The sequence below is a fragment of the Halomonas colorata genome, from assembly GCF_014897985.1.
In the GTDB taxonomy this organism is placed as follows: domain Bacteria; phylum Pseudomonadota; class Gammaproteobacteria; order Pseudomonadales; family Halomonadaceae; genus Vreelandella; species Vreelandella colorata.
On the sequence record NZ_JABUZA010000014.1, the window covers coordinates 55,137 to 77,146 of the forward strand.

Here is a 22,010-nt window from a genome sequence, read left to right on the forward strand (position 1 = left end):
TGTAAAGCGCACGTTTAGCATTAACCGTGCTGAGGAGAGAACTGGCTATTCGAGAGTCTAACCGGGCTTTCTAGAGTGACAAGCTGGGGTATTTGACATACTTATTTACCAAAATGTTACTAAAAAATAAGCAGAGTCATTTTTTTAAATAATTTAAAATCAATGCATTAAAAAAAATACATAATTAAACCTAACTCCGTACAGATGAAGCACCAGATAAAAAATAAGCGATTTTAATTACCAAAATAGCTTTATTACTTCGTAAAAAATATTGCACGATAAAAAAACAAACCATTAGTATTCAAAACAAATAAAACTAAAAAAATGGTCACTTGGTTTCAAAACAAACCTGATACGCTGATTAATAACTCAATAATAAAATTATTTAAAACCTGAAACACAAAAATCTCTTAGTAAAGTTAGCCAACAGGCGATTAGCGTCTCATGCCAATCCTGCTCATAGACTCGCAAGATTAACGTTGCCGTGTCGTGAAACGGGGCCGCAAGAGCAATTACAACAATGCCCTGGAGCTAGGCCATGTCGAAATTTGATAACGACTCAGATCTTAAGAAGGTGCTGAATACCTGCAGGCGCAGCTTTATCTACGTTGGGCTGTTCAGTTTGTTTATTAACTTACTGATGCTGGTTCCACCGCTCTATATGCTACAGGTCTACGATCGGGTTATTACCACGCGGAGCCAGGAAACGCTGCTAATGCTGACTCTGGTCGTGGTGTTCCTGTTCGTGGTCATGGGCGGATTGGAATTAATGCGCTCTCGAATCCTAGTACGGGTTGGCAACCGGCTTGATGTACTGATTAGCCAACGGCTTTATTCCGCGATGTTCAAACGCACTCTGATGATGCCCGGTAAGCCTTCGGCTCAGCCGCTAAATGACCTTACAACGCTGCGCCAATTTCTTTCCGGCAACGGCCTGTTCGCTTTTTTCGACGCCCCCTGGGTGCCTATCTATATCGCCGTTCTGGCAATGTTTCATCCATGGTTCGGCCTTTTCGCCCTAGGCGCCGGGATTATTCTGGCGGCATTGGCCGTTATCAACGAAATGATTACCAAATCGCTGTTAAACGACGCCAACAGCCAGCACGTACTCGCTCAGGACTTAGCTAACAGCAACCTTAGAAACGCTGAAGTGCTTCATGCCATGGGAATGCTACCCGGCATCATGGGTCGCTGGAGCGCACGGCATCGCGAATATCTGGTGCTACAATCTAAAGCCAGCGACCGGGCAGGTTTGATAACCAATACCTCCAAGGTACTCAGGTTAATGTTCCAGTCGTTAATTCTCGGCCTGGGCGCTTACCTGGTACTGGCCGGCGACTTAACCCCCGGCATGATGATTGCGGGGTCTATCCTGATGGGGCGCGCGCTGGCACCTATTGATCAAATGATCAATGGCTGGAAGGGCTACTCCGGTGCGCGTACGGCACGTGCCCGCCTTGAAGAGCTGCTGAATATCATTCCGGCTGAAGAGCCACGGATGCCGCTTCCCAAGCCTAAAGGGCGCCTCGTGTTGGAAGGCGTGACCGCAGCGCCTCCTGGGCAGAAACTGGCGACGCTGCGTGATATCAATCTGACGCTGGCCAAAGGAGAACACTTAGCCGTCGTTGGCCCAAGCGCATCGGGTAAGACGACGCTTGCCCGCGTGGTACTTGGCATCTGGCCAAGTCAGTTTGGGTGTGTGCGCCTTGATGGCGCGGATATTACCCAGTGGAACCGCGCAGCGTTAGGCGCTCACATCGGTTATCTGCCCCAAGATATCGAGCTGTTCGACGGCACCATCTCTGAGAATATTGCCCGCTTCGATGAAGTAGATGCCCAGGCGGTAGTGCTCGCGGCACAGCGGGCGGGTGTTCACGAAATGATTCTGGAGCAACCCAACGGGTACGACACATGGTTATCCCATGGCGGAAACGCCCTTTCGGCAGGTCAGCGCCAGCGCATCGGCCTGGCAAGGGCGCTCTATGGCCAGCCAGTGCTGATAGTACTGGATGAACCGGATGCCAACCTGGACGAAGCGGGCGAACACTCACTTGCCAACTGTTTGATCCGCCTACGCCAGGAGGGCACCACGGCACTGATCATTACCCACCGCTCACGCCTGCTACATAACGTCGATAAGGTACTGGTACTTAGAGAAGGCCAGATCTCTTCGCTCAAACCACCTCCCCGAATGGCGCCCGTCACCAAGATGACCGCCGATGGAAATCGCCCCGTGCAGCCCCAGCGCGTGGCCGCCCTGAAACCCAGTGCGCGCGGCCGTAATAGCAGCGAGGACACCCAGTCATGAATATACAAAATCCCCCAGGTTTCAGCATGCCGCAAGCGGCTAACGATGAGTTACCGCTGGAAGATAGGCGCTACCGACGGCTGGGTATCGCCATACTCATTATTGCCGTTGGCGGTTTTGGCAGCTGGTCGGTATTCGCCAACCTGGCCGTCTCGGTGGTTGCGCCAGGCTCTGTCTCGGTCGAGAGCTTTACCAAGACGGTGCAGCACCTGGAAGGCGGCATCGTCGAGCGCATCCTGGTTGAGGACGGCGACCACGTAGAGGCAGGCGATGTATTGATGGTGCTTGACGATACCCAGGCGCGCTCTCAGCTGCAGGTCACCCGTTCTAACTATCTGATTAGCCGGGCGACCGAAGTGCGCCTTCTGGCTGAGCTAAGCGATGCTGAGACGCTCAACTTTCCTGAGGAGCTGACCGCATCCGACAACCCGCGGGTTCAAGAAGTAATGGATGTCCAGCGCCGTTTATTTGACTCCCGCCGCGAATCTTTATCTAGCACCCTGGCCTCGCTAGACGAGCAGATCGTGCAGATGAACGAGCAGATAGAAGGCTTGACCAATACTCAGAACATCAACCAGCGGCGCATCAGCTCGCTCGAAGGTGACGCCGCCAGCCATCGCCAACTGTTTCAAAGAGGCATGATCAGCAGCCAGAGAATGCGCGAATTGGAACGTGAGAGCCTGGAGTACCAGAGTTTCAACGCTCAACATGCATCTGAAGTCGCCCGCCTGCATTCTCAAATCAGCGAGAACGCGCTGCAAAGGCAGGTCCGCCGGCAGGAGTTTCAGCAGCAAGTCGGCGAGGCACTGCGTCAGACTCAAAGCGAAGTCGCCGATGCTGAAGAGCGTCTGAGTGCGCTTCTGGATAAGGTAAACCGCACCCAGGTACTGGCGCCGGTTTCCGGCACGGTGGTAGGCCTAATGGTGCATACGCTGGGAGGCGTTATCCGCTCTGGCGACCCGCTGCTGGATATTGTGCCGACTAATGTCGGCTTCATTATTGAGGCCAAAGTGGCTGACCATGATGTCGATCACCTCTACATAGGTCAGCCGGCGGAAATTCGCTTCAGCGCTTTCAACCAGCGTTTATCCAATGTCATCGACGGCGAAGTCATCCATGTAAGCGCCAACAGCTTCGAGGATGAGGCTACCCGGGCACGTTATTACAAGGTCCGCTTGCGCGTGACCAGCGCCGGTGAAGAAAATATGACCGAGTCCATGAAGCTACTCGCCGGTATGCCTGCTGAAGTGATGCTGCGGACGGGGGAAAGAAGCTTTTCCAGCTACATTGCAAAACCCCTGACCGACATGCTGGCCCGCGCCATTCGTGAAGATTAAGCGATAACCCAGCCGAGGCGGCATATCTAGAAGCGCACTTCCGCCTCGCGCTTTCTTACAAACTGGCTGGCTTTTTCGGCAGTGGCTGTTCTCTACCGTTTGCGATACGGTCTATCATATTATCCGCTGCGTAGAGACCACTATGGCTGAAAGCAAGAAACTGCTGATCATTGCTCACGCGCCCTCTGAGAACACCCAGAAGATGTTGGAGGCCGTGATTAATGGCGCATCCAATCACGACGTAGAAAACGTGCAAGTACGCTCTCTTACCCCGCTTGAAACACAGCCCGACGACATCAATGCCGCTAGCGCCATTATCCTGGGCACGACCGAAAACCTAGGCTATATGGCGGGCTTGATGAAAGATGTGTTTGATCGATGCTACTACCCGTGCCTGGATAAAACCGAGGGCTTGCCGTTCGCGTTTTACGTTCGGGCTGGTCATGATGGCACCGGCACCCAGCGGGCCATTGAAAGCATTACCAAAGGATTGCGCTGGAGACTGGTGCAAGACCCGCTTATTTGCCGGGGAGACTTTCAAGCAGGATTCATTGACCAATGCGAGGAACTAGGACTGGCAATGGCGGCCAGCCTGGAAGCAGGTATTATCTGAGTGCCTTATTCCTGAGTGACTTATTCGCAAAAACGGCGCCCTAGGGCGCCGTCTGTCTATTCAAGCCGTTTTTTACTTCAAGCGCTCGCTTACTTCAAACGTTCAAATACGGTTGCCACACCCTGCCCCATGCCGATACACATGGTCGCTAAGCCCAGCGTGGTATCGCGCTGCTGCATGACGTTCAATAGCGTGGTGCTGATACGTGAACCTGAGCAGCCCAGCGGGTGACCCAGTGCGATCGCGCCGCCATGCAGGTTGACCTTTTCATCCATAGCATCCAGGAAGCCCAGATCTTTTAAGACCGGCAGACTTTGCGCTGCAAAAGCTTCGTTAAGTTCGACAGTTTGGATATCATCCGACGAAAGGCCAGCGGCCTTCAACGCCTTTTTAGAGGCCGGCACCGGCCCATAGCCCATAATTGATGCATCACACCCTGCCACACCGGTGGAGAGCACTTTGGCGATAGGCTCCAGGCCCAACGCCTGGGCGCGCTCGTAGCTCATGATAGCCATGGCCGAAGCGCCCACTGAAAGCGCTGACGACGTACCCGCCGACACGGTACCGCTACGCGGATCAAACACCGGCTTAAGCTGCGCCATGGATTCAAGGCTTGCATCGGAGCGGATCACTTCGTCATTCTTGAACAGCACTTTAAAACCACGCTGATCGTGGCCTTCAACACCAATGATTTCGTTATCGAAGTAGCCTTTTTCCATTGCCGCCTGAGCACGCTGGTGCGAACGCACGCCAAACTTGTCCTGATCCTCCCGTGTAATGCCGTGCATCTTACCCAGTAGCTCAGCGGTCAGACCCATCATCATGGAGGCTTTGGCAGCGTATTTGCTGATCGCCGGGTTCACATCGACACCGTGAGCCATGGGCACGTGCTCCATATGCTCAACGCCGCCGATGATATAAAAATCACCCATACCCGCTTTGATATTCGCCGCCGCAATATGCAGTGCGGTCATCGAAGAACCGCACAGGCGGTTAACCGTCTGCGCCGGTACCGAGCGTGGGATGCCGGTCATGATCGCCGCATTACGGGCGATATTCATGGCCTGCTCAAGGGTCTGGTTAACGCAGCCCCAAATCACATCATCCACTTCCGAAGGATCCAGGTTGGGGTTACGCGTAAACAATGCCTGCATGACCGCAGCGGACAGGTTTTCCGCACGAACGTTACGAAACGCGCCATGCTTGGCTTTTGCCATGGCGGTACGTACACCGTCGACCACCACGATATCTCTGGGATTCAAACTCATCTTATTTCTCCTGTGCGCGGTGACTTAGGCCTGACCGGGGGCGGCGTAAAACTGCTCGTTGTTTTGCGCCATCTGACGTAGCTTGTCCGTCGGCGCGTAAAGCGGGCCGAGTTCTTCAGCCAATCCTTCAGCCAGCTTGACGAATTCAGCAACGCCCATGGCATCAATGTAACGCAGCGCACCACCGCGGAAGGGAGGGAACCCAATACCGTAAATCAACGCCATATCCGCTTCGGCAGGCGTATCAACGATGCCGTCTTCAAGACAACGCGCCGTTTCCATGCAGAGCGGTACCATCATGCGCGCTATGATGTCCTCGTCGGAGAACTCTTTCTGCTCTTTAACGACCTCTTTGATTAGCGCGTAAGCCTGTTCGTCAGTCACTTTCTTGGGCTTGCCCTTTTTATCCTCTTCGTAGGCGTAGAAGCCCTTGGCATTTTTCTGGCCCAGGCGCTCGTTTTCATACATCACCTGAATCGCAGTTTTGCCTTCACGCGCCATACGGTCCGGGAAGCCTTCTGCCATCACTTCATTGGCGTGAACCGCCGTGTCCATACCCACCACATCCAGCAGGTAAGCAGGACCCATTGGCCAGCCAAATTTTTCCATGACTTTATCAACACGCTGAAAGTCGGCGCCCTGCTCTACCAGGAAGCTGAAACCGCCAAAATAGGGGAACAGCACGCGGTTAACTAGGAAGCCTGGGCAGTCGTTAACCACAATTGGCGTTTTACCCATCGCGCGGGCGTAGGCAACCGTAGCAGCAACTGCAGCGTCAGAGGTTTTCTCACCGCGAATAACTTCGACTAACGGCATACGGTGCACGGGGTTGAAAAAGTGCATGCCGCAGAAGTTTTCCGGACGCTTAAGGTTCTGGGCCAAGCGGTTGATCGAAATCGTCGAGGTATTGGAGGCAAGGATAGTATCTTCACTTACCATACCTTCAACTTCGGTCAACACCGCGTCTTTAACCTTGGGATTTTCCACCACAGCTTCGACGACCAAATCGACATTACCGAAATCGCCGTAGGAAAGCGTGGGGCGGATGTTGGTCAGCTTTTCGGCCATTTGCTCATTGGTGAGCTTTTTACGCTCGACTTGTTTGCCAAAAAGCTTGCGAGCTTCTTTCAAGCCCAGCTCAATGGCCTCATCCTTGATGTCTTTCATCAGGATGGGGGTACCTTTGGAAGCGCTTTGGTAGGCGATACCGCCACCCATGATACCCGCCCCCAGTACCGCCGTTTGCTTAACCGGCTGGGCCTGTTTTTCATACTTGCCGGCTTTCTTTTTCACCACCTGATCGTTCATGAACAGACCGACCAGATTAAATGCCACGCTGCTCATGGCCAGCTTGGCAAAAGCTATTGCTTCGATAGCCTGGGCGCGCTCGCGCTCTTCACCAGCCCCTTTTTGAATAACCTTGATAGCCTCGATCGGCGCGGGATAATGTGGACCGGCTTTGCCGGCGACATACCCTTTGGCGGTTTCAAACGCCATCATCTGCTCAATGGCGTTGAGCTTAAGCGGGCCTTTTTTCTCTGCGCGGCGCGCCTGATAATCAAGCTCACCGTTATTGGCGCGGTCGAGAATATCCAGCGCCGCCTCGTCTAGCTGTTCGGCGCTAACCACTGCGTCCACAGCGCCTACTTTCAAAGCCGCATCGGCGCGATTCTCAGTACCACCGGCAATCCACTCAACCGCATTGTCAGCGCCGATCAACCGCGGTAAGCGCACACATCCGCCCCACCCCGGGAGAATGCCCAGTTTGGTTTCGGGCAGGCCAATCTTGGCTTTTTCGCTCATTACGCGAAAATCGGTAGTGAGCAACACTTCGCAACCGCCGCCGAGGGCAAGGCCATTGATGGCAGCAACGGTTGGGAAAGGAAGATCTTCAATCGCATTAAAAATATCGTGTACCTTGAGATTCATCTCCTCAAGGTACGCTTCACCCTTGGTAAACAGGCTGTGAAACTCGGTGATATCCGCCCCGACGATGAACGCGTCTTTGCCACTACCAATCATCAGGCCCTGCAAGTCGTTTTCCACCTGAAGAGCGCTAACGGCCTCTCCCAGTTCGGTAACAACAGCGCTGGAAAGCTTGTTTACGGACTCATCTTTTAAATCAAAAATGAGCCGTGCGATATGATGGCCACCCAGGGTGTCACGACGCTCCACCGTGATGGCGTTGCCTTGATAGATCATCCGTGCTCTCTCCACAAGTTGAACTGGCGCCCCTGTCAGCAAGTTCTCAGCCAGCAAGTTCTCAGCAGGTTCGCCGAACATTTCATACGGTCGTTTGATAGCATTAGCTTGGTTGAGTAATCGACCAACGTCAAGCCCTGACTTTTGGCTAATCCCAGCCTTATTGCGACCCTTCTTGAGCGTTTATCGTTCGCTATTGAGGACACTTTCAGGCTATTGCATACCGAGCGTCGACTTTTGTCGAAAACCCAAGGATCATAGTCGTTTTATTTTAGAGTTATACGTTTATGGGCGCACTGCTAACACCTTCGCGTGTCAAAGCTATTCAACAATTTGTTGAGCGTTTGATCGAGCGGCTAAAACCCTGGAGCTGGCTTTGGCCACCGATGGCGTTCGCCGCGGGGCTGGGTAGTTTTTTTCTGGTTGACCGCCAGCAGTGGCTAGGCGCGGCCTTGGCGCTTGGCCTGCTGTTTACCTGGGTGCTGTTACTTTCCGAAAGCTTGATTGGCCGTTGGTTAGCACGGCGCGGGCACCCTACCCTGCCCAGGGGTGCCACCACCTTTATTGCCCAGATGATTCACCAGGAAACGCTGTTTTTCACGCTGCCGTTTATTTTAATTACCACGGTATGGAACAGCGGACAAACCCTGTTTGCTTTATTTGTGGTGGTAATGGCGCTGCTCTCGATTATTGACCCACTGTATTACAAAGTCGCTGGCCGGTGGCGCAGCCTGTATTTTGTTTTTCATGCGCTTTGCGTCTTTTTAGTGGTGCTGGTGACGCTACCGATCATGTTGCACCTCACCACTGGCCAAAGCCTATTGCTGGCGATGTCACTGATGGTGCTGGTTGCGCTGCCCAGCTTTTGGCATTTACTTAAACGCCACTCGTTAAAGCGCTGGTGTGCTTTTTTAGGATTAACGCTAGTGCTTGCTTATGCTGCCTGGCTAGGTCGCATCTGGGTGCCGCCCGCAAGCCTCTGGATGACCGGTAGCGCGCTTTCTCCTGCGCTCAATATTCAACAGCGCACGCCTCAGGGCTCGATCGCGCTTACTCCACAGGCTATTCGTGAAAACGGCCTGTATGTCTATACCGCGATTCGTGCCCCGCGAGGCTTGAGCGAAACGATCTACCATGCCTGGCGGCACAATGGTGAACCCTTGGATATCGTCACGCTGGATATTAATGGTGGCCGCGAGCAAGGCTATCGAGCGTGGAGTCATAAGCTTAATTTCCCGGAAGACCCCACCGGTGACTGGCGAGTGGATATCATGACCGATAGCGGCCAGCGCTTAGGGCTTATCCGCTTTACGGTATCGGAAGACCCGCAGAAAGCCTCCATAGCGGATAGTACTATTCGCCCTAGCGGTTTAAGCGGGCTTAATCTACGCCGGTTTGTGCCCGGCGGACGGGATAATTCCGAGGTATCAATGGATGACTAATTTGACCTATGCTTGCAATCAGAGCCATTGCTTATGACAATTCATCCTCTCACTTTTTAGTAGCGAGTTGCCCATGGCTTCATCGATTGGTTTTCGTCTTGCACGCCTGCCGCATTTGTGGCGTTCGATTTTGGATCGCAGGCTGGCCCCGCTGGGGCTAACCCAAACGCGCTGGGTCACGCTATATCATATCTGGCGTTTGGGTGAAGGCCATCCACAGTGTGACCTGGCTCGTGTGATTGGCGTAGAAGCGCCTTCGCTAGTGCGTACGCTTGGCCAGCTTGAGGAACAAGGCTTGGTTGAGCGACGCGCCTGTGACAGCGACCGCCGCAGCAAGCGCATTTTCCTTACCCCAGATGCCATGCCGCTTCTTGAGCAGATTGATAGCGTTGCCAAAGAAGCACGCACTGAGATGCTAGCAGGCTTGAGTGATGAAAATATTGAGCAGTTGGATAAGTGGCTGACCGTCATTGAGTCTAACGGGCTTGCCATCCAAGCCCGCGACCAGGAAACACCGCCTGAGACGCAGACTTCTTCAACGGCCTCCTCAACACCCGCTTAATCAAGGAACGGGGGAGGCATCACGATTGGGTGCATCAAACCCTTTTTGGATCGGATCGTCCGCTAACCCTCCAAGCTCACTACGCAGTTGATCGAATGCAGCTGCGTAGACCCTCAAACGCTCCGCTGTCTGTGATTCCCACCACCATAGCGCCAACCCAGTTGAGCTAGACTCCACGACCAGTGCATCCTGAGGCAAACGCTCAAGCAGCTCCTTCAAGATTTGCTCTGCCGCTTGCGGCAAGGGTCGCAGCGGTGCGATGCGCCAACGCCAGCCGGCACAGTAACGCTCCAGCGCACTGCTTGCATTACTGTCACGCACCAGTAAAAAATCAGGGCCTGGGGCTGCTTGCGGGTAATACCACCGGTAGGCTGGCATCAGGCCTTTAAAATGATGCAGCGGTGGTTTTTCAAGCTTAACGCTAATGCCATACTCAGCGGCACAGTTGCGCAATACCCCTTGGCGTTTTTGGCGCGGACTAGGCTTTAGCCACATGACCGGCGCTGAGACGAAGATCAAAACAAAGATAATTATTAACCATTCCATTGCTACTTTAACCTCACTTAAGCCACACTAACTTAGCTACTTAAAAAAACCATGACGCAGGTCGTTGTGAAGACAAGGTACGCCACCTAAAGTAATAATTATTAAACAAAGCGATTTCTTTGTTACTCACTGCTGAGGAGAAGTGTCATGAGCTACCACCATATTCTGGTTGCCGTCGATTTAACCAAGGACTCTCACAAAGTTCTGGAACGTGCTGTGGTGATTGCTGAACGCAATAACGGCGCCAAAATTTCCATCATGCATACCCTAGAGCCCCTCGGTTTTGCCTATGGTGGCGATATTCCGATGGATCTTACCAGCATACAAGACCAGCTGGATGAACATGCCAAAACGCGCCTGGCTGAAATTGCTACCCCGCATATAGCACCCGCCGACCAGCACGTTGTGGTAGGCATGCCGGATACTGAAATTCACCGTTTTGCCGCTGACCATGATGTCGACTTAATCGTGGTAGGTTCCCATGGCAGGCATGGCTTTGCCTTACTGCTGGGGTCTACTTCGACCGGAGTGTTACACGGCGCCCAATGCGACGTGCTTGCCGTACGGGTTGGCAACAAAGGTGAAAAAAGCGTCGAGTAAGGCGTGAGCTAACGCCGAAAAACGTCTCACCAGGAACATAAAAGAAGGCGCCTTGCGGCGCCTTCTTTTTTAATCACCCGCAACCATTGCCTCAAGTTCCATCCAGCGCTCCATTGCGGTTTCCAGCGATTGCTGAACAGCCTCAAGCGCTTGAAGTCTTGCGGTTACCGTACTGGCATCCTGTTGATAAAAAGCCGGATCACCAATCTCCTGTTCCAGGGTTTCAACCTCACTTTCTAAACGCTCAATCTCTGCGGGCAGCGCATCCAGCTCACGCTGCAGCTTATAAGACAGCTTAACCGCCTTCTTGACCGGTACGGCCGCAGACGCCTCAACTTTCTTAGCTGGCGCCGATGAGGTAGGTTCCGTTTTCTGACGGGCCGCCCCCTCCCAGGGTGCAGGGGGAAGCGTTCCACCCTGACGAATCCAGTCGGTATAGCCGCCGACGTATTCCCGCACCTTACCTTCGCCTTCAAAGGCCAGCATGCTGGTCACGACGTTGTCCATGAAGGTTCGGTCGTGAGACACCAGCAGCAGCGTGCCGTCAAAATCAAGCAGCAGCTCTTCAAGCAGCTCCAGGGTTTCCATATCCAGGTCGTTGGTCGGCTCATCGAGTACTAACACATTGGCCGGCTGGGTAAACAGCTTGGCCAACAGCAGGCGATTGGATTCACCGCCCGAGAGCGCTTTGACCGGCTGACGCACACGCTCAGGGGTAAATAGGAAGTCCTGCAGGTAGCTCATCACATGGCGGTCTTTACCGCCAACGCTCACCCGGTCACTGCCCTGGGCCACGTTATCATAAACGGTTTTTTCCAGTTCAAGCCCGGCACGTAGCTGGTCGAAATAGGCCACTTTAAGGTTGGTACCCAGCTGTGCGCTACCTTCGGTTGGCTCAAGTTCGCCAAGCAGAATTTTGAGTAGCGTTGTCTTGCCCGCCCCGTTGCGTCCCAGAAAGCCAATACGATCGCCCCGCATTACTTCAAGGTTGACGTTGCTCAGGATCACATCATCGCCAAACCGCTGGGTAACGCCTTTAAGCTCAACAACCCGCTTGCCGGTGCGCTCGCCGCGATCCACCGTCAAGTTGGCCGTGCCCTGACGCTCGCGGCGCTGGCTGCGCTCGTTGCGCATAGCTTCAAGTGCGCGAACGCGGCCCTCATTACGGGTACGCCGCGCCTTGACGCCTTGACGTATCCAGGCCTCTTCCTGCGCCAGCTTTTTATCAAATTCAGCGTTCTCCCGCGCTTCCACCTCAAGCTCATGCTGCTTACGGGCCTGGTACTCTTCGTACTTACCGGGGTAGCGCCCCAACTGACCGCGATCCAGCTCCAAAATATTGGTCGCCAGCTTGGAGAGAAATGCCCGGTCGTGGGTAATCAGCAGCACCGCACCGTTAAACGCCAAGAGCTGCTCTTCAAGCCAGGCAATCGTGTCCAGATCCAGGTGGTTGGTCGGCTCGTCGAGCAGTAACAGGTCCGGCTCAGAAACCAATGCACGAGCCAGCGCCACGCGCCGACGCCAGCCACCGGAGAGCGAACTCATTTCAGCAGCGGGCGGCAGGCCCAGGCGGGTAAGCACCGTGTCGATACGTTGATGAAACGACCAGCCATCGATGGCTTCCAGGCGCGTTTGCAGCGTCGCCATGCGATCCATGTCAGGGTCGGGATCATTGATCAGATGGTCGTACTCAGAGAGCAGCTCGCCTGCTTCCGGCAACCCCTGGGCCACCATATCGAAAATGGTCATGCCCGAAGACTCAGGCAGCTCCTGAGCCAGTACGCCTATTTTCAGGCCCGGCGCCCGCCAGATCGAACCGTCGTCCGCCTGAATATCACCAGCGACCAACTTTAAAAGCGTAGATTTACCGGTGCCGTTGCGCCCGACCAGCGCCAGCCGCTCGCCTTTTTCTACCGTAAGATCGGCGCGGTTCAATAGTACTTGGGTGCCGTAGGCAAGTTGCAGCTGTTCAAGTCGTAACAAGGTCACGCAGTATCCTCCTTCGTCGTGAGGCGCACAGTGTAACGCATGCACTCATTACGCGCGTGGTCCTTATAGAGCCAAATGCATCATCGTGCTAACGTTTGAGATAAAGAACAGGGAGGCGAACACGTAGTGACCGTTACCGTCTCGATGCATTTTGTTAACCAGCTCTTTTGTGGCCTACCTGCCACAACAAAGCCACGTGCTCATTATTTGGCAAAAGCTGGCATTTCGCCTTTTTTAATTGATGCCCCTCATGGTCGAGTCACCGTTGAGCAGTTTGCCGAACTCTATCGTCTTCTGGTGTTTGACCTAGACGATGAAACGCCGTGTTTCTTTGCTCGTCCGCTTCGTGGCGGCACGCTTAAACTGCTCTGCTTAAGCATGCTGGATGCACCAAACTTACAGGTGGCGCTGCACCGCTATACGCAGTTCTTCCATATTTTACTTGATGACTTTAGCTATCAGTTTTCAGTTGCTAATGGCCTGGCGCGCATGGCACTAAAAGAGCATGCGCCGTTAAAGGGCAGTCGTATTTTAATTCATGAATTAATGCTTAAGTTGTTTCATGGCATTGCATCGTGGTTAATCGCCAGTAAAATCCCGCCAATCTTGATGGAATGCGCCTACGCGCAGCCCATTCATAGTGCAGACTATCTTTATTTTTATCCGGGTATCGTACGTTTCGACCAGCCCCAAACGGCGATGTCTATAGATTCAACGCTTCTGGATCATCCGATTCGACGAACCAAACAGCAGCTAGGCGCTTTTTTACGGCATGCGCCAGCGGATTGGTTTTATGTATCGTTTGAAGATCGGCTGCTTAGCCACCGGGTACGCGAACATCTTGCCCGTCATTTAGCAACCTCAGGCAGCGTGCAACACGTTGCTCGTGCTCTACATATGTCAGTGCGTACCTTATCGCGCCACCTTCAGCAGGAAGGTACTCACTTTCAGGCAGTAAAAGATGAGTACCGACGTGACTATGCCGTGCAGGCACTGACGCGAAGTGAAAAACCTTTGATAGCTATCGCTGAAGCGCTAGGGTTTGAAGACTTGGCCTGCTTTAGCCGGGCGTTTAAAACCTGGACCGGCAATTCACCCGCCGCGTACCGCAAAGCACGAACGACGGGGCTGGCAGTTAATTAATTATAATTCGTAACGTATACGCTTTTTATCCAGCTTACCGACGCTCGTTTTAGGAATCTCGTCGACAAACCGGATCATTGTGGGAATTGCCCAGCGATTAAGCTTCCCCTGTGCTACAAACTGTTCCAAAAATTCTGTTACGTCTTGTGTGGTCGGTGGGTTGTTAAGATCGCTAGGAACCACAAGTCCAGCAGGCCGCTCTCCCCATTTTTCATCCGCCACCCCAATAACCGCGACTTCGGCTACGCCAGGGCATTGGCTAATGAAGCTCTCAATTTCCAGCGATGAAAGCCACTCTCCACCCGTCTTAATCACATCTTTAATACGGTCGCTAATCGACAAAAAGCCGCTTTCATCCAGTGTTGCGACGTCCCCCGTATGCAACCAACCATCGCGCCATAGATCTTTACTACGCGTCTCTTCTTTGTAATAAGCCTGAGTTAACCAAGGCGCCTGCACCCGCACTTCACCAACGCTTTTACCATCATGAGGTAGCGGTTGGCCGTCTGGATCAACCACCTGCAGTTTTACCAGTGGTATCGGCAGCCCTGCTTTACACCGCCATGGAAGCTGGGTATCAAAATCCGCCTGCTCAATGTGAAAAGGCAAGATGTCGGCCGTTAAAAGTGGGCAGGTCTCCGACATACCGTAAGCACTGCGCGTATCGATTCCCAACTCCCAGGCACGCCGTGCCAGTGATTGTGTCAACGCGCTGCCGCCAACCAGTACTTTCCAACCCGAGAGATCAACGCGCTTTGAGGCGACGGCTTCGGAACTCACCACCATATTCAACAACGTGGGCACGCAATGGGAAAAATCGACCTTCTCATTGACCAGTAACGCCACGAGCATTTCAGGTTCGTAACGTCCTGGGTAGACCTGCGTGGCCCCAAGCAACGTGGCGGTATAAGGCACACCCCAGGCATGAACATGAAACATCGGGGTGATCGGCATATACACCTTGTCGCGGTTGAGTAGCGCGAAACCCGGCACCTGAAATGTACTTGCCTCACCCAGGGTATGTAACACTAACTGCCGATGAGTAAAAAAGACCCCTTTAGGGTTACCCGTTGTGCCGGTAGTGTAAAACAGCGTTGCGACTGCATTTTCATCAAAGGTGGGAAATTCATAATCGTGAGGCTGCTCGCTTAGCAGGCTCTCATACTCCCCCGCTAGAGGCAGCGATGTGCTAACGGGGCTTAAAGTCTCTTGGCATAGTAGATAGCCACGTACACGGGGCAGCTTTTCAGCCAGGGGCTCCAAAAGCGGTACAAAGTCTTCGTGCACTAATACAAAAACGTCTTCCGCATGCTCCATGGCATAAAGAATCTGCTCGGGGGCGAGCCGGACATTGACGGTATGCAGTACAGCGCCAATCATGGGAATCGCGAAAAAACACTCTAAATAGCGGTGGCTATCCCAGTCCAACACGGCCACTACGTCCCCGGCTTTAACGCCTTGAGCGGACAATACATGGGCAAGCTGATGCACCCGCTCACGAAAGATTTGATAGCTATGCCGACGCTGGTCACGATAAACAATCTGGTTATTGCCCGCCATACGGAGCCCTGAATCAAGCAAGTCGCCAATCATTAGCGGCGGGTTCGTCGCGCTAGGCGCAGCTGGTAGGATTTTTGGTGTTACCGTCGGCATAAAAAGCTCCTTAGATTTTATTATTGTCTGGGTATAGGTCATTACCAACGCTCAATTAACAGCGCAATGCCTTGCCCTCCGCCAATACACAAAGTGATCAGACCAAAACGCCCATTGATTCGCCCAAGCTCATGTATAGCTTTAAGAATTAATATTGCACCGGTTGCGCCAACCGGATGGCCAAGGGCAACGGCACCGCCATTGGGATTAAGCTTATCCAGAGGAAACTCAAGGTGCTGGGCAACGGCAAGCGCTTGAGCGGCAAATGCTTCGTTGGATTCAATCACATCAATATCATGAATGCTCAGCCCGGCTTGCTGCAAACAGCGCTTAACAGCCGGGATAGGCCCTAGCCCCATAAGCGAGGGCTCCACACCGGCAGTCGTTGCCACGCGCAAGCGCGCCCTGGGCGTTAGTCCTCTCTGCTTCGCTTCATCCATATGGGCAAGTACCAATGTTGCTGCCCCATCGTTAATTCCCGATGCATTGCCTGCGGTTACTCTGCCCTCTTTTTGAAAGGCAGGTTTTAAACGGGCTAAATCTGCCAGTTGGATGCCACTGCGCACATGCTCATCCTCGGCAAAGCGAACGGATTGCTTGCCCTGCACAACGTCAACCGGCACTATTTGTGCCGCAAAGCGACCTTCCTCCGTTGCCTGGGCAGCTTTTTGATGGCTTTCAAGTGCAAACTGATCCAGCTGTTCACGGGTTAAACCATACTGCTGGGCAATATTTTCAGCGGTCATTCCCATATGTCCGCTACCAAACGGGTCGCTAAGCACACCTAGAGTCAAATCTTGTACGGCTATATCGCCCATGCGGATGCCATTACGCGCTTGCGGCGGCAGTAAATAAGCGCCCCGCGACATCGATTCGGCACCACCCGCTAGCGCTAACCGACTATCCCCCATGACAATCTGCTGGGCAGCAGAGATGACCGCCTGAACGCCAGAGCCACACAGCCGGTTGACATTAAACGCGCCAGCTTCCTTGGGAACACCAGCTTTCAAGGCGATGTGTCGTGCCAGATAAGCATCTTGTGGGCCGGTGGTAATAATATGGCCATACACCGCGTGGTCGATATCGTCACCTGAGACATTCGCACGCAATAATGCCTCTTTCGCCGTGATTGCGCCCAGCTCATAAGGCGCCATAGACGAAAGCGATCCGTTAAAATCGCCAATAGCAGTACGGGCTCCCTCTAAAATCACCACATCATCAAGCCGCATAAATATCTCCTAGTGTCATGCAGGTATTCACGTAGCAAGGATCAATCAAGCCGCTTTACCCAACAGTGAGCGCGCCACAATTTCTTTCATGATTTCAGAGCTTCCGGCATAGATCGTTTGCACACGTGCATCCAAATAAAATCTTGAAATTGGGTATTCGTGGGTGTAACCGTAGCCGCCAAATAACTGCAGGCAGCGGTCGACGGCGCGACACTGCAACTCACTTAGCTGTAATTTCAGGATTGCCGCATCGGTACTGGTCATGCTGCCCTGGCGATACTTGGCAACACAGTGATTAAAGTAGGCACGTGCCATATCAAGCTGTGCTTTAATTTCTGCCAGCGTAAAGCGGGTATTCTGAAAATCGGCCACCCGTTGGCCAAAAGCTTGGCGCTGAGCAACATAATCAAGGGTCAATGCCAGAGCGCCCTCGACCGCCCCCAGCGCTTGAGCGCCCACCCCTAACCGCTCACGGAGAAGTTCTTGCATTAGATAGCGAAAACCGGCGCCTTCATCACCGAGCAGAGCATCATTGGTAAGCTCCAGCTGATCAAACGCCAGCTCCGCCGTATCGCTGGCATGCTGGCCAATCTTTTTAATGGGTTTACCACGCGAGAAGCCAGGCAACGAAGTGTCCACTAAAAACAATGAGACCCCTTTTGCTCCTGCACTCGGATCGGTTTTTGCGCATACAATCACCATATCCGCCACCTGGCCATTGGTAATAAACAGCTTACTGCCGTTCAATACCCAGCCTTCAGGAGTTTTGGTAGCGCGGGTTTTCATCGCGGCCAAATCACTACCTGCATGAGGTTCACTCATGGCGATGGCTCCTAAGCACTCGCCTTGCGTCATAGCAGGTAACCATTTTTGACACTGATCGCTTGTGCCTAAATTTTGTAAATAAGGCATTACGATGTTGGCGTGAATATTGTAGGCGCTGGCAAGCCCACCAAAGCCTTGCCGGGAAATCTCTTCTAGTGCCAACTGAGTAATAGCGATATCCGCGCCTGCGCCGCCATAAGTCTCATCTAGGTCGATCCCCAAAAAACCTGCGACTCCTAACGCTCTCCAAAGGCTACGAGGTATTTCACCCTCGGCTTCCCACTGTTCATAGAAAGGAGCGACTTCTTGCGCTAAACAGCGCGAAATCATGGAGTGAAACAGCCCCGTCGCTTGCTCGTCCATGTTTACTCCTTGAGCTCTTCACGCAAATGACGTTTAAGAATTTTACCGGCGGTACTTTTTGGTAACGCTTCTGCAAACACCACTCGCTTGGGGACTTTATAAGGAGCTATTGAGCTTTTGGCATGATGGATAAGTTCGCTTTCACTAACAGATTGCCCCTCCTTCACCACTACCACTGCCGTAATAGCTTCAATCCACTTATCATCAGGCAGGCCAACTACTGCTACTTCCGAAATTGCGGGATGTTTAAACAGCACTTCTTCCACTTCGCGGCTGGCCACCAATATGCCACCGGTATTAATGACATCTTTTATACGATCAACAACATATAAGTACCCTTCTGCATCGAAATACCCCATGTCGCCGGAGTGAAACCAGCCGCCTTGAAAAGCCTCTGTAGTCATTTCGGGCTTATCCCAATACCCCGTCATCAATTGCGGTGAACGGTGAACAATTTCGCCGTGTTCACCAGGCGCAACATCATTCAACTCCAGATCCACTATTCGGGTTTCGACCGTTAATATTGGCCTCCCGGCGGAGGCGGGGCGCTCAAGATGCTCTTCTGGTCGCAAGACCGTCGCCAGAGGCGCAATTTCGCTCTGTCCATAACAGTTATAAAGCCCAACGCCAGGGAAACGCTGCTGCATTTCTTGCAGTACCGGTACCGGCATAATAGAGGCGCCGTAATAAGCCTTTTTCAGACTGGTTAAATCAAACTGATCAAAATTGGCATGGCGTAACAGGCTGATCCAAACCGTGGGAGGAGCAAAGAACGAGGCAATTTTTTGTTCGGCAATAGCATAAAGGCAACTCTCAGGCAGCGGCGCTTCCAGTAGATAAACGTGCGCGCCTAATAGCAAAGCTGGCATTAAAAAGACATGCATCTGTGCCGAATGATAAAGCGGCAGCGCTGCCAGCATCACCTCACTGCCCGTTATATCCAGCTCCACCATACACGCCATATATTCAGCCATTAACGCTTGGTGACTCATCATTGCGGCTTTTGGCGCCGCTGTTGTACCCGAGGTGTAGAGTAATTGCGCTAAGCTAGCCCCCTCCAGCGCCACCTCTGGCTCATTTGTTGCCTGCGTTGAACACGCCACGGCCAATACGTCAAAACTGCTTTCCTGGGGGGTAGGATTTGCGGCATGCAGCGTTCCACTTAGCACCAATCCGAAATCTTGTGTTGCCTGCGCGACTTTTTCTTCCAGGGAAATATCACTAAGCAGCCCCTTCGCTCCAGACTGTTCAAGGATATAGCGCAGCTCATCGCTGCTCAGCGCAAAGTTGATAGGCACATGCACAAGGCCTGCCTTGGTGGCAGCCAGCCAGGCAATTACGTAGGCATCCGAGTTTTTACCGTATACGGCCAGCCGGTCACCGGGGGCAAGACCAGCCGCTAACAGGCCATTAGCCACATTATTAGCAGCGTCGTTAAGAGCTTGATAGCTCCATGTACGTTCGCCAAACGTCAGCGCGGGCTGCTGTGAATATTTTCGAGCACTACGATTTAACGCAGCGCCAATCGTATTTCTCTGAATCAAATGTGTATCAGACATGCCAAGACCTTTATGTTTTTGTTTCGTTGGCAACACTTCAGCTATTCACCAATGGGCATACGCTCTCAGAAAGCGGCCGAAATGCCTCTTCTGCAGGAATCGTGCGCACAATGCGAAAGAGGTCGTCTTCGTCTGCAGATTCTTCGGGGGTTTTCACTTCAACAAGGTACATGTCATGCACCATACGTCCGTCTTCACGAATGTAGCCATTGGTCGCGAAAATATCGTTGATCGGTGTATCCACCATTTGTTGGCGTACTAATTGGGTATTGTCAGTGCCTGTGGCTTCGATGGCTTCCAGATAATGGCGGGTGCTCGAGTAAAGCCCTGCATGCACCATGGTAGGCATGCTGCCGGTGCGCTCCCGGAAGCGTTCAGCCCATGCGCGGGTCTCATCATTTAAGTCGTAGTACCATGCTTTGGTAAATTGCAGCCCCTGGGCGTTGGCTAAACCGATACTTCGCACATCCGTACTGAATAACACCATGCCGGCGAGGATTTGCCCTGCCTGCGTGATGCCAAACTCACCGGCTGTTTGCACCGCATTGATAGTGTCGCCTCCGGCATTATTTAATGCGATTACGTCAGCACCTGATGCCTGGGCCTGCAGCATGAACGAAGAGAAATCATTATTTGGGAAGGGGTGCCTGGCACGACCAACCACCGTGCCGCCGTTTTGTGTGACAACGCGCTCAACGTCTGCTTCAAGCGCATGGCCAAAAGAATAGTCTGCACTTAGCAGGTACCAGTTTTTGTATCCTTCTTGGGTAATCGCCTTGGCCGTTCCGTTGGACATGGCCCAGGTATCGTAAACCCAATGAATATGGTTGAGAGAACAGTGCTCATTCGTAACGCCTGACGAAACAGCACCGTTCACCAAACCCAGCTTATCGGCGTCTTCGAGTAGTTTTACAGCGGCTAATGTGACCGATGAAGCGACCAACCCCGTGACCATATCGACGTTACGCTCATCAATCCACTCGCGTACAACACTCGATCCTACATCAGGGCTGTTACGGTCATCCGCACTAAAGACCACCACTTTAGCGCCATGCACACTACCGCCTATATCTTCAATTGCCATTTCAATAGCGTCTTGCCCTAGCGGCCCGATCGGGTCACGGTAGACACCTGACATGTCGGCTAAGTATCCAATGCGGATCTCATTGTCAGAAATACCCTCGTTCGCAGCGACGCCTGGCATGTAGCTCGCTAGTAGAACCGCTGAAGATAGGGTGGAAATAGCAAAATGGCGTGATAGTCGCATAGCGTTTTACCTATGTGTTGTTGTTATTGGATAAGCCTTAAGTACGCTTTAGTGCATGTCTTTCTCCATAGTAGGAGTAAACACCTTTCGCCTGTTTACCTATCAAGCCAGATTTTTTGCAATTCGTGCCATTCGCTGCTGACACCCGAGGGAATCTTCGCGCATTAGTCGATACTTGCGCTTAGCGTTACAATGGCGTTTTTGCTTTTTCGACGTTTTTACTTTCTCGACAAAGGAGTGACGCTTGGCTTCATCGACTGTCGATAGTTTTTTACCTGAAGCGCTTCAGTTTCGTTCTCCTTCACCGCTGGTGGATATCGGCGCTAATTTGACGCACGAGAGCTTTGATCGCGATCTTGACGATGTTATTGCGCGCGCTCAGGCGGCACAGGTCAAAACGCTGATTGTGACCGGCACAGACTTGGCCCATGCCGAGCAGGCGGTAAACCTTGCGAAGCAATACCCAGGCTTGTATGCAACGGCGGGCGTTCACCCGCACGATGCCAGCGGCTGGAGTACAGAACTGGCGCACAAGATGAAGGCGCTACATGCGTTACCCCAGGTCGTTGCAGTGGGCGAGTGCGGGCTGGATTTTAATCGCAACTTTTCCACACCAACCGAACAAGAGCATGCGTTTGAAGCGCAGCTGGCGCTGGCCGTGGAAAGTGGCCTGCCGCTTTTTTTACACGAGCGTGATGCAGGCGTGCGAATGCGCGAAATACTCACCGCTTGGCGCGATGATATCAGCGACGCTGTCGTGCACTGTTTTACCGCTGACCGCGATACGCTGCACGGCTATCTTAACCTGGATATGCATATTGGCCTGACCGGCTGGATCTGCGACGAGCGTCGCGGCCATCATTTGCGCCCGCTGGTTAATGATATTCCTCTGGAGCGCTTGATGGTGGAAACCGACTGCCCTTACCTGCTGCCCCGCAACCTGCCCGCTAAGCTAAAGGGACGCCGCCATGAGCCAGCGCTTCTACCGTGGATCGTAAAAGAAATTGCCGAGTGGCGCGGCATCAGCGAAGCTGAACTAGGCAGTGCCACGACACGAACTGCACAGCGTTTTTTCCGTCTGCCCACAGAATATTGAAAGGAGTA

General features: G+C 53.0%; 17 protein-coding genes. 8 read left to right on the forward strand and 9 right to left on the reverse strand.

Annotation, left to right across the window (positions count from 1 at the left end):
* Positions 1-538: 538 nt before the first annotated feature.
* The 3 genes from INT33_RS09340 to INT33_RS09350 all read left to right on the forward strand — a co-directional run bounded on the left by INT33_RS09340 (position 539) and on the right by INT33_RS09350 (position 4,258).
* Positions 539-2,308 carry a type I secretion system permease/ATPase gene (locus tag INT33_RS09340; protein ID WP_193091723.1) on the forward strand — a complete coding sequence of 590 codons (1,770 nt, stop codon included), beginning with the start codon at positions 539-541 and terminating at the stop codon, positions 2,306-2,308.
* The gene (locus INT33_RS09345; RefSeq protein ID WP_193091724.1) at positions 2,305-3,645 is read left to right on the forward strand and encodes an HlyD family type I secretion periplasmic adaptor subunit; all 1,341 of its coding nucleotides are present in this window, start codon (positions 2,305-2,307) and stop codon (positions 3,643-3,645) included. The genes INT33_RS09340 and INT33_RS09345 overlap by 4 nt, the downstream gene beginning before the upstream one ends.
* Before the next feature lie 142 nt (positions 3,646-3,787).
* Positions 3,788-4,258, forward strand: coding sequence for a flavodoxin family protein (locus INT33_RS09350; protein ID WP_193091725.1), 471 nt, complete (start codon positions 3,788-3,790; stop codon positions 4,256-4,258).
* An 89-nt stretch (positions 4,259-4,347) separates the two neighbouring features.
* Here INT33_RS09350 and fadA read toward each other — a convergent pair whose 3' ends face one another.
* A complete protein-coding gene (gene fadA / locus INT33_RS09355; RefSeq protein ID WP_018917509.1) occupies positions 4,348-5,526 on the reverse strand; it encodes an acetyl-CoA C-acyltransferase FadA in 1,179 nt (392 codons plus the stop codon).
* Between the two features lie 24 nt (positions 5,527-5,550).
* On the reverse strand, positions 5,551-7,728 hold the full coding sequence (gene fadB / locus INT33_RS09360) for a fatty acid oxidation complex subunit alpha FadB (protein ID WP_193091726.1): 2,178 nt from the start codon (positions 7,726-7,728) through the stop codon (positions 5,551-5,553).
* Between the two features lie 287 nt (positions 7,729-8,015).
* Here fadB and INT33_RS09365 point away from each other — a divergent pair, with 287 nt between their 5' ends.
* Complete coding sequence (locus INT33_RS09365; RefSeq protein WP_192537657.1) at positions 8,016-9,170, forward strand: DUF5924 family protein; 1,155 nt, start codon at positions 8,016-8,018, stop codon at positions 9,168-9,170.
* Positions 9,171-9,243: 73 nt separating this feature from the next.
* Positions 9,244-9,732, forward strand: coding sequence for a transcriptional regulator SlyA (gene slyA / locus INT33_RS09370; RefSeq protein ID WP_192537658.1), 489 nt, complete (start codon positions 9,244-9,246; stop codon positions 9,730-9,732).
* Here slyA and INT33_RS09375 read toward each other — a convergent pair whose 3' ends face one another.
* Positions 9,733-10,278 (reverse strand): preprotein translocase subunit YajC, encoded by a 546-nt coding sequence (locus tag INT33_RS09375; protein ID WP_193091727.1) that lies wholly within the window; start codon positions 10,276-10,278, stop codon positions 9,733-9,735.
* 147 nt (positions 10,279-10,425) lie between these two features.
* On the opposite strand from INT33_RS09375, the gene INT33_RS09380 reads away from it, so the two are divergent.
* Positions 10,426-10,878, forward strand: a complete 453-nt coding sequence (locus INT33_RS09380) for a universal stress protein (RefSeq protein WP_192537660.1) — start codon at positions 10,426-10,428, stop codon at positions 10,876-10,878.
* 69 nt (positions 10,879-10,947) lie between these two features.
* Here INT33_RS09380 and INT33_RS09385 read toward each other — a convergent pair whose 3' ends face one another.
* A complete protein-coding gene (locus INT33_RS09385; RefSeq protein ID WP_193091728.1) occupies positions 10,948-12,867 on the reverse strand; it encodes an ATP-binding cassette domain-containing protein in 1,920 nt (639 codons plus the stop codon).
* A gap of 126 nt (positions 12,868-12,993) precedes the next feature.
* Here INT33_RS09385 and INT33_RS09390 point away from each other — a divergent pair, with 126 nt between their 5' ends.
* Positions 12,994-14,010: an AraC family transcriptional regulator gene (locus tag INT33_RS09390; RefSeq protein WP_319643923.1), complete on the forward strand. Its 1,017-nt coding sequence runs from the start codon at positions 12,994-12,996 to the stop codon at positions 14,008-14,010.
* On the opposite strand, the gene INT33_RS09395 is transcribed toward INT33_RS09390, so the two are convergent.
* The 5 genes from INT33_RS09395 to INT33_RS09415 are packed head-to-tail and all read right to left on the reverse strand — an operon-like array spanning position 14,011 to position 20,906.
* Entirely contained in the window at positions 14,011-15,663 is a 1,653-nt protein-coding gene (locus INT33_RS09395; protein WP_193091729.1) for a fatty acid--CoA ligase, read from the reverse strand.
* A gap of 41 nt (positions 15,664-15,704) precedes the next feature.
* Positions 15,705-16,892: a beta-ketothiolase BktB gene (bktB, locus tag INT33_RS09400; protein WP_193091730.1), complete on the reverse strand. Its 1,188-nt coding sequence runs from the start codon at positions 16,890-16,892 to the stop codon at positions 15,705-15,707.
* A 45-nt stretch (positions 16,893-16,937) separates the two neighbouring features.
* The gene (locus INT33_RS09405) at positions 16,938-18,080 is read right to left on the reverse strand and encodes an acyl-CoA dehydrogenase family protein (protein WP_193091731.1); all 1,143 of its coding nucleotides are present in this window, start codon (positions 18,078-18,080) and stop codon (positions 16,938-16,940) included.
* 2 nt (positions 18,081-18,082) lie between these two features.
* On the reverse strand, positions 18,083-19,639 hold the full coding sequence (locus tag INT33_RS09410) for a fatty acyl-CoA synthetase (RefSeq protein WP_193091732.1): 1,557 nt from the start codon (positions 19,637-19,639) through the stop codon (positions 18,083-18,085).
* A 37-nt stretch (positions 19,640-19,676) separates the two neighbouring features.
* On the reverse strand, positions 19,677-20,906 hold the full coding sequence (locus INT33_RS09415) for an ABC transporter substrate-binding protein (protein WP_193091733.1): 1,230 nt from the start codon (positions 20,904-20,906) through the stop codon (positions 19,677-19,679).
* 244 nt (positions 20,907-21,150) lie between these two features.
* Between INT33_RS09415 and INT33_RS09420 the strand changes: the two genes are divergently transcribed.
* Positions 21,151-22,002, forward strand: a complete 852-nt coding sequence (locus INT33_RS09420; protein ID WP_193091734.1) for a TatD family hydrolase — start codon at positions 21,151-21,153, stop codon at positions 22,000-22,002.
* Positions 22,003-22,010 lie beyond the last annotated feature (8 nt).

Coding starts and splice junctions, on each gene's coding strand:
- INT33_RS09340 (WP_193091723.1), top strand. CDS start 539: ATGTCGAAATTTGATAACGACTCAGATCTTAAGAAGGTGCTGAATACC.
- INT33_RS09345 (WP_193091724.1), top strand. CDS start 2,305: ATGAATATACAAAATCCCCCAGGTTTCAGCATGCCGCAAGCGGCTAAC.
- INT33_RS09350 (WP_193091725.1), top strand. CDS start 3,788: ATGGCTGAAAGCAAGAAACTGCTGATCATTGCTCACGCGCCCTCTGAG.
- fadA (WP_018917509.1), bottom strand. CDS start 5,526: ATGAGTTTGAATCCCAGAGATATCGTGGTGGTCGACGGTGTACGTACC.
- fadB (WP_193091726.1), bottom strand. CDS start 7,728: ATGATCTATCAAGGCAACGCCATCACGGTGGAGCGTCGTGACACCCTG.
- INT33_RS09365 (WP_192537657.1), top strand. CDS start 8,016: ATGGGCGCACTGCTAACACCTTCGCGTGTCAAAGCTATTCAACAATTT.
- slyA (WP_192537658.1), top strand. CDS start 9,244: ATGGCTTCATCGATTGGTTTTCGTCTTGCACGCCTGCCGCATTTGTGG.
- INT33_RS09375 (WP_193091727.1), bottom strand. CDS start 10,278: ATGGAATGGTTAATAATTATCTTTGTTTTGATCTTCGTCTCAGCGCCG.
- INT33_RS09380 (WP_192537660.1), top strand. CDS start 10,426: ATGAGCTACCACCATATTCTGGTTGCCGTCGATTTAACCAAGGACTCT.
- INT33_RS09395 (WP_193091729.1), bottom strand. CDS start 15,663: ATGCCGACGGTAACACCAAAAATCCTACCAGCTGCGCCTAGCGCGACG.
- bktB (WP_193091730.1), bottom strand. CDS start 16,892: ATGCGGCTTGATGATGTGGTGATTTTAGAGGGAGCCCGTACTGCTATT.
- INT33_RS09405 (WP_193091731.1), bottom strand. CDS start 18,080: ATGGACGAGCAAGCGACGGGGCTGTTTCACTCCATGATTTCGCGCTGT.
- INT33_RS09410 (WP_193091732.1), bottom strand. CDS start 19,639: ATGTCTGATACACATTTGATTCAGAGAAATACGATTGGCGCTGCGTTA.
- INT33_RS09415 (WP_193091733.1), bottom strand. CDS start 20,906: ATGCGACTATCACGCCATTTTGCTATTTCCACCCTATCTTCAGCGGTT.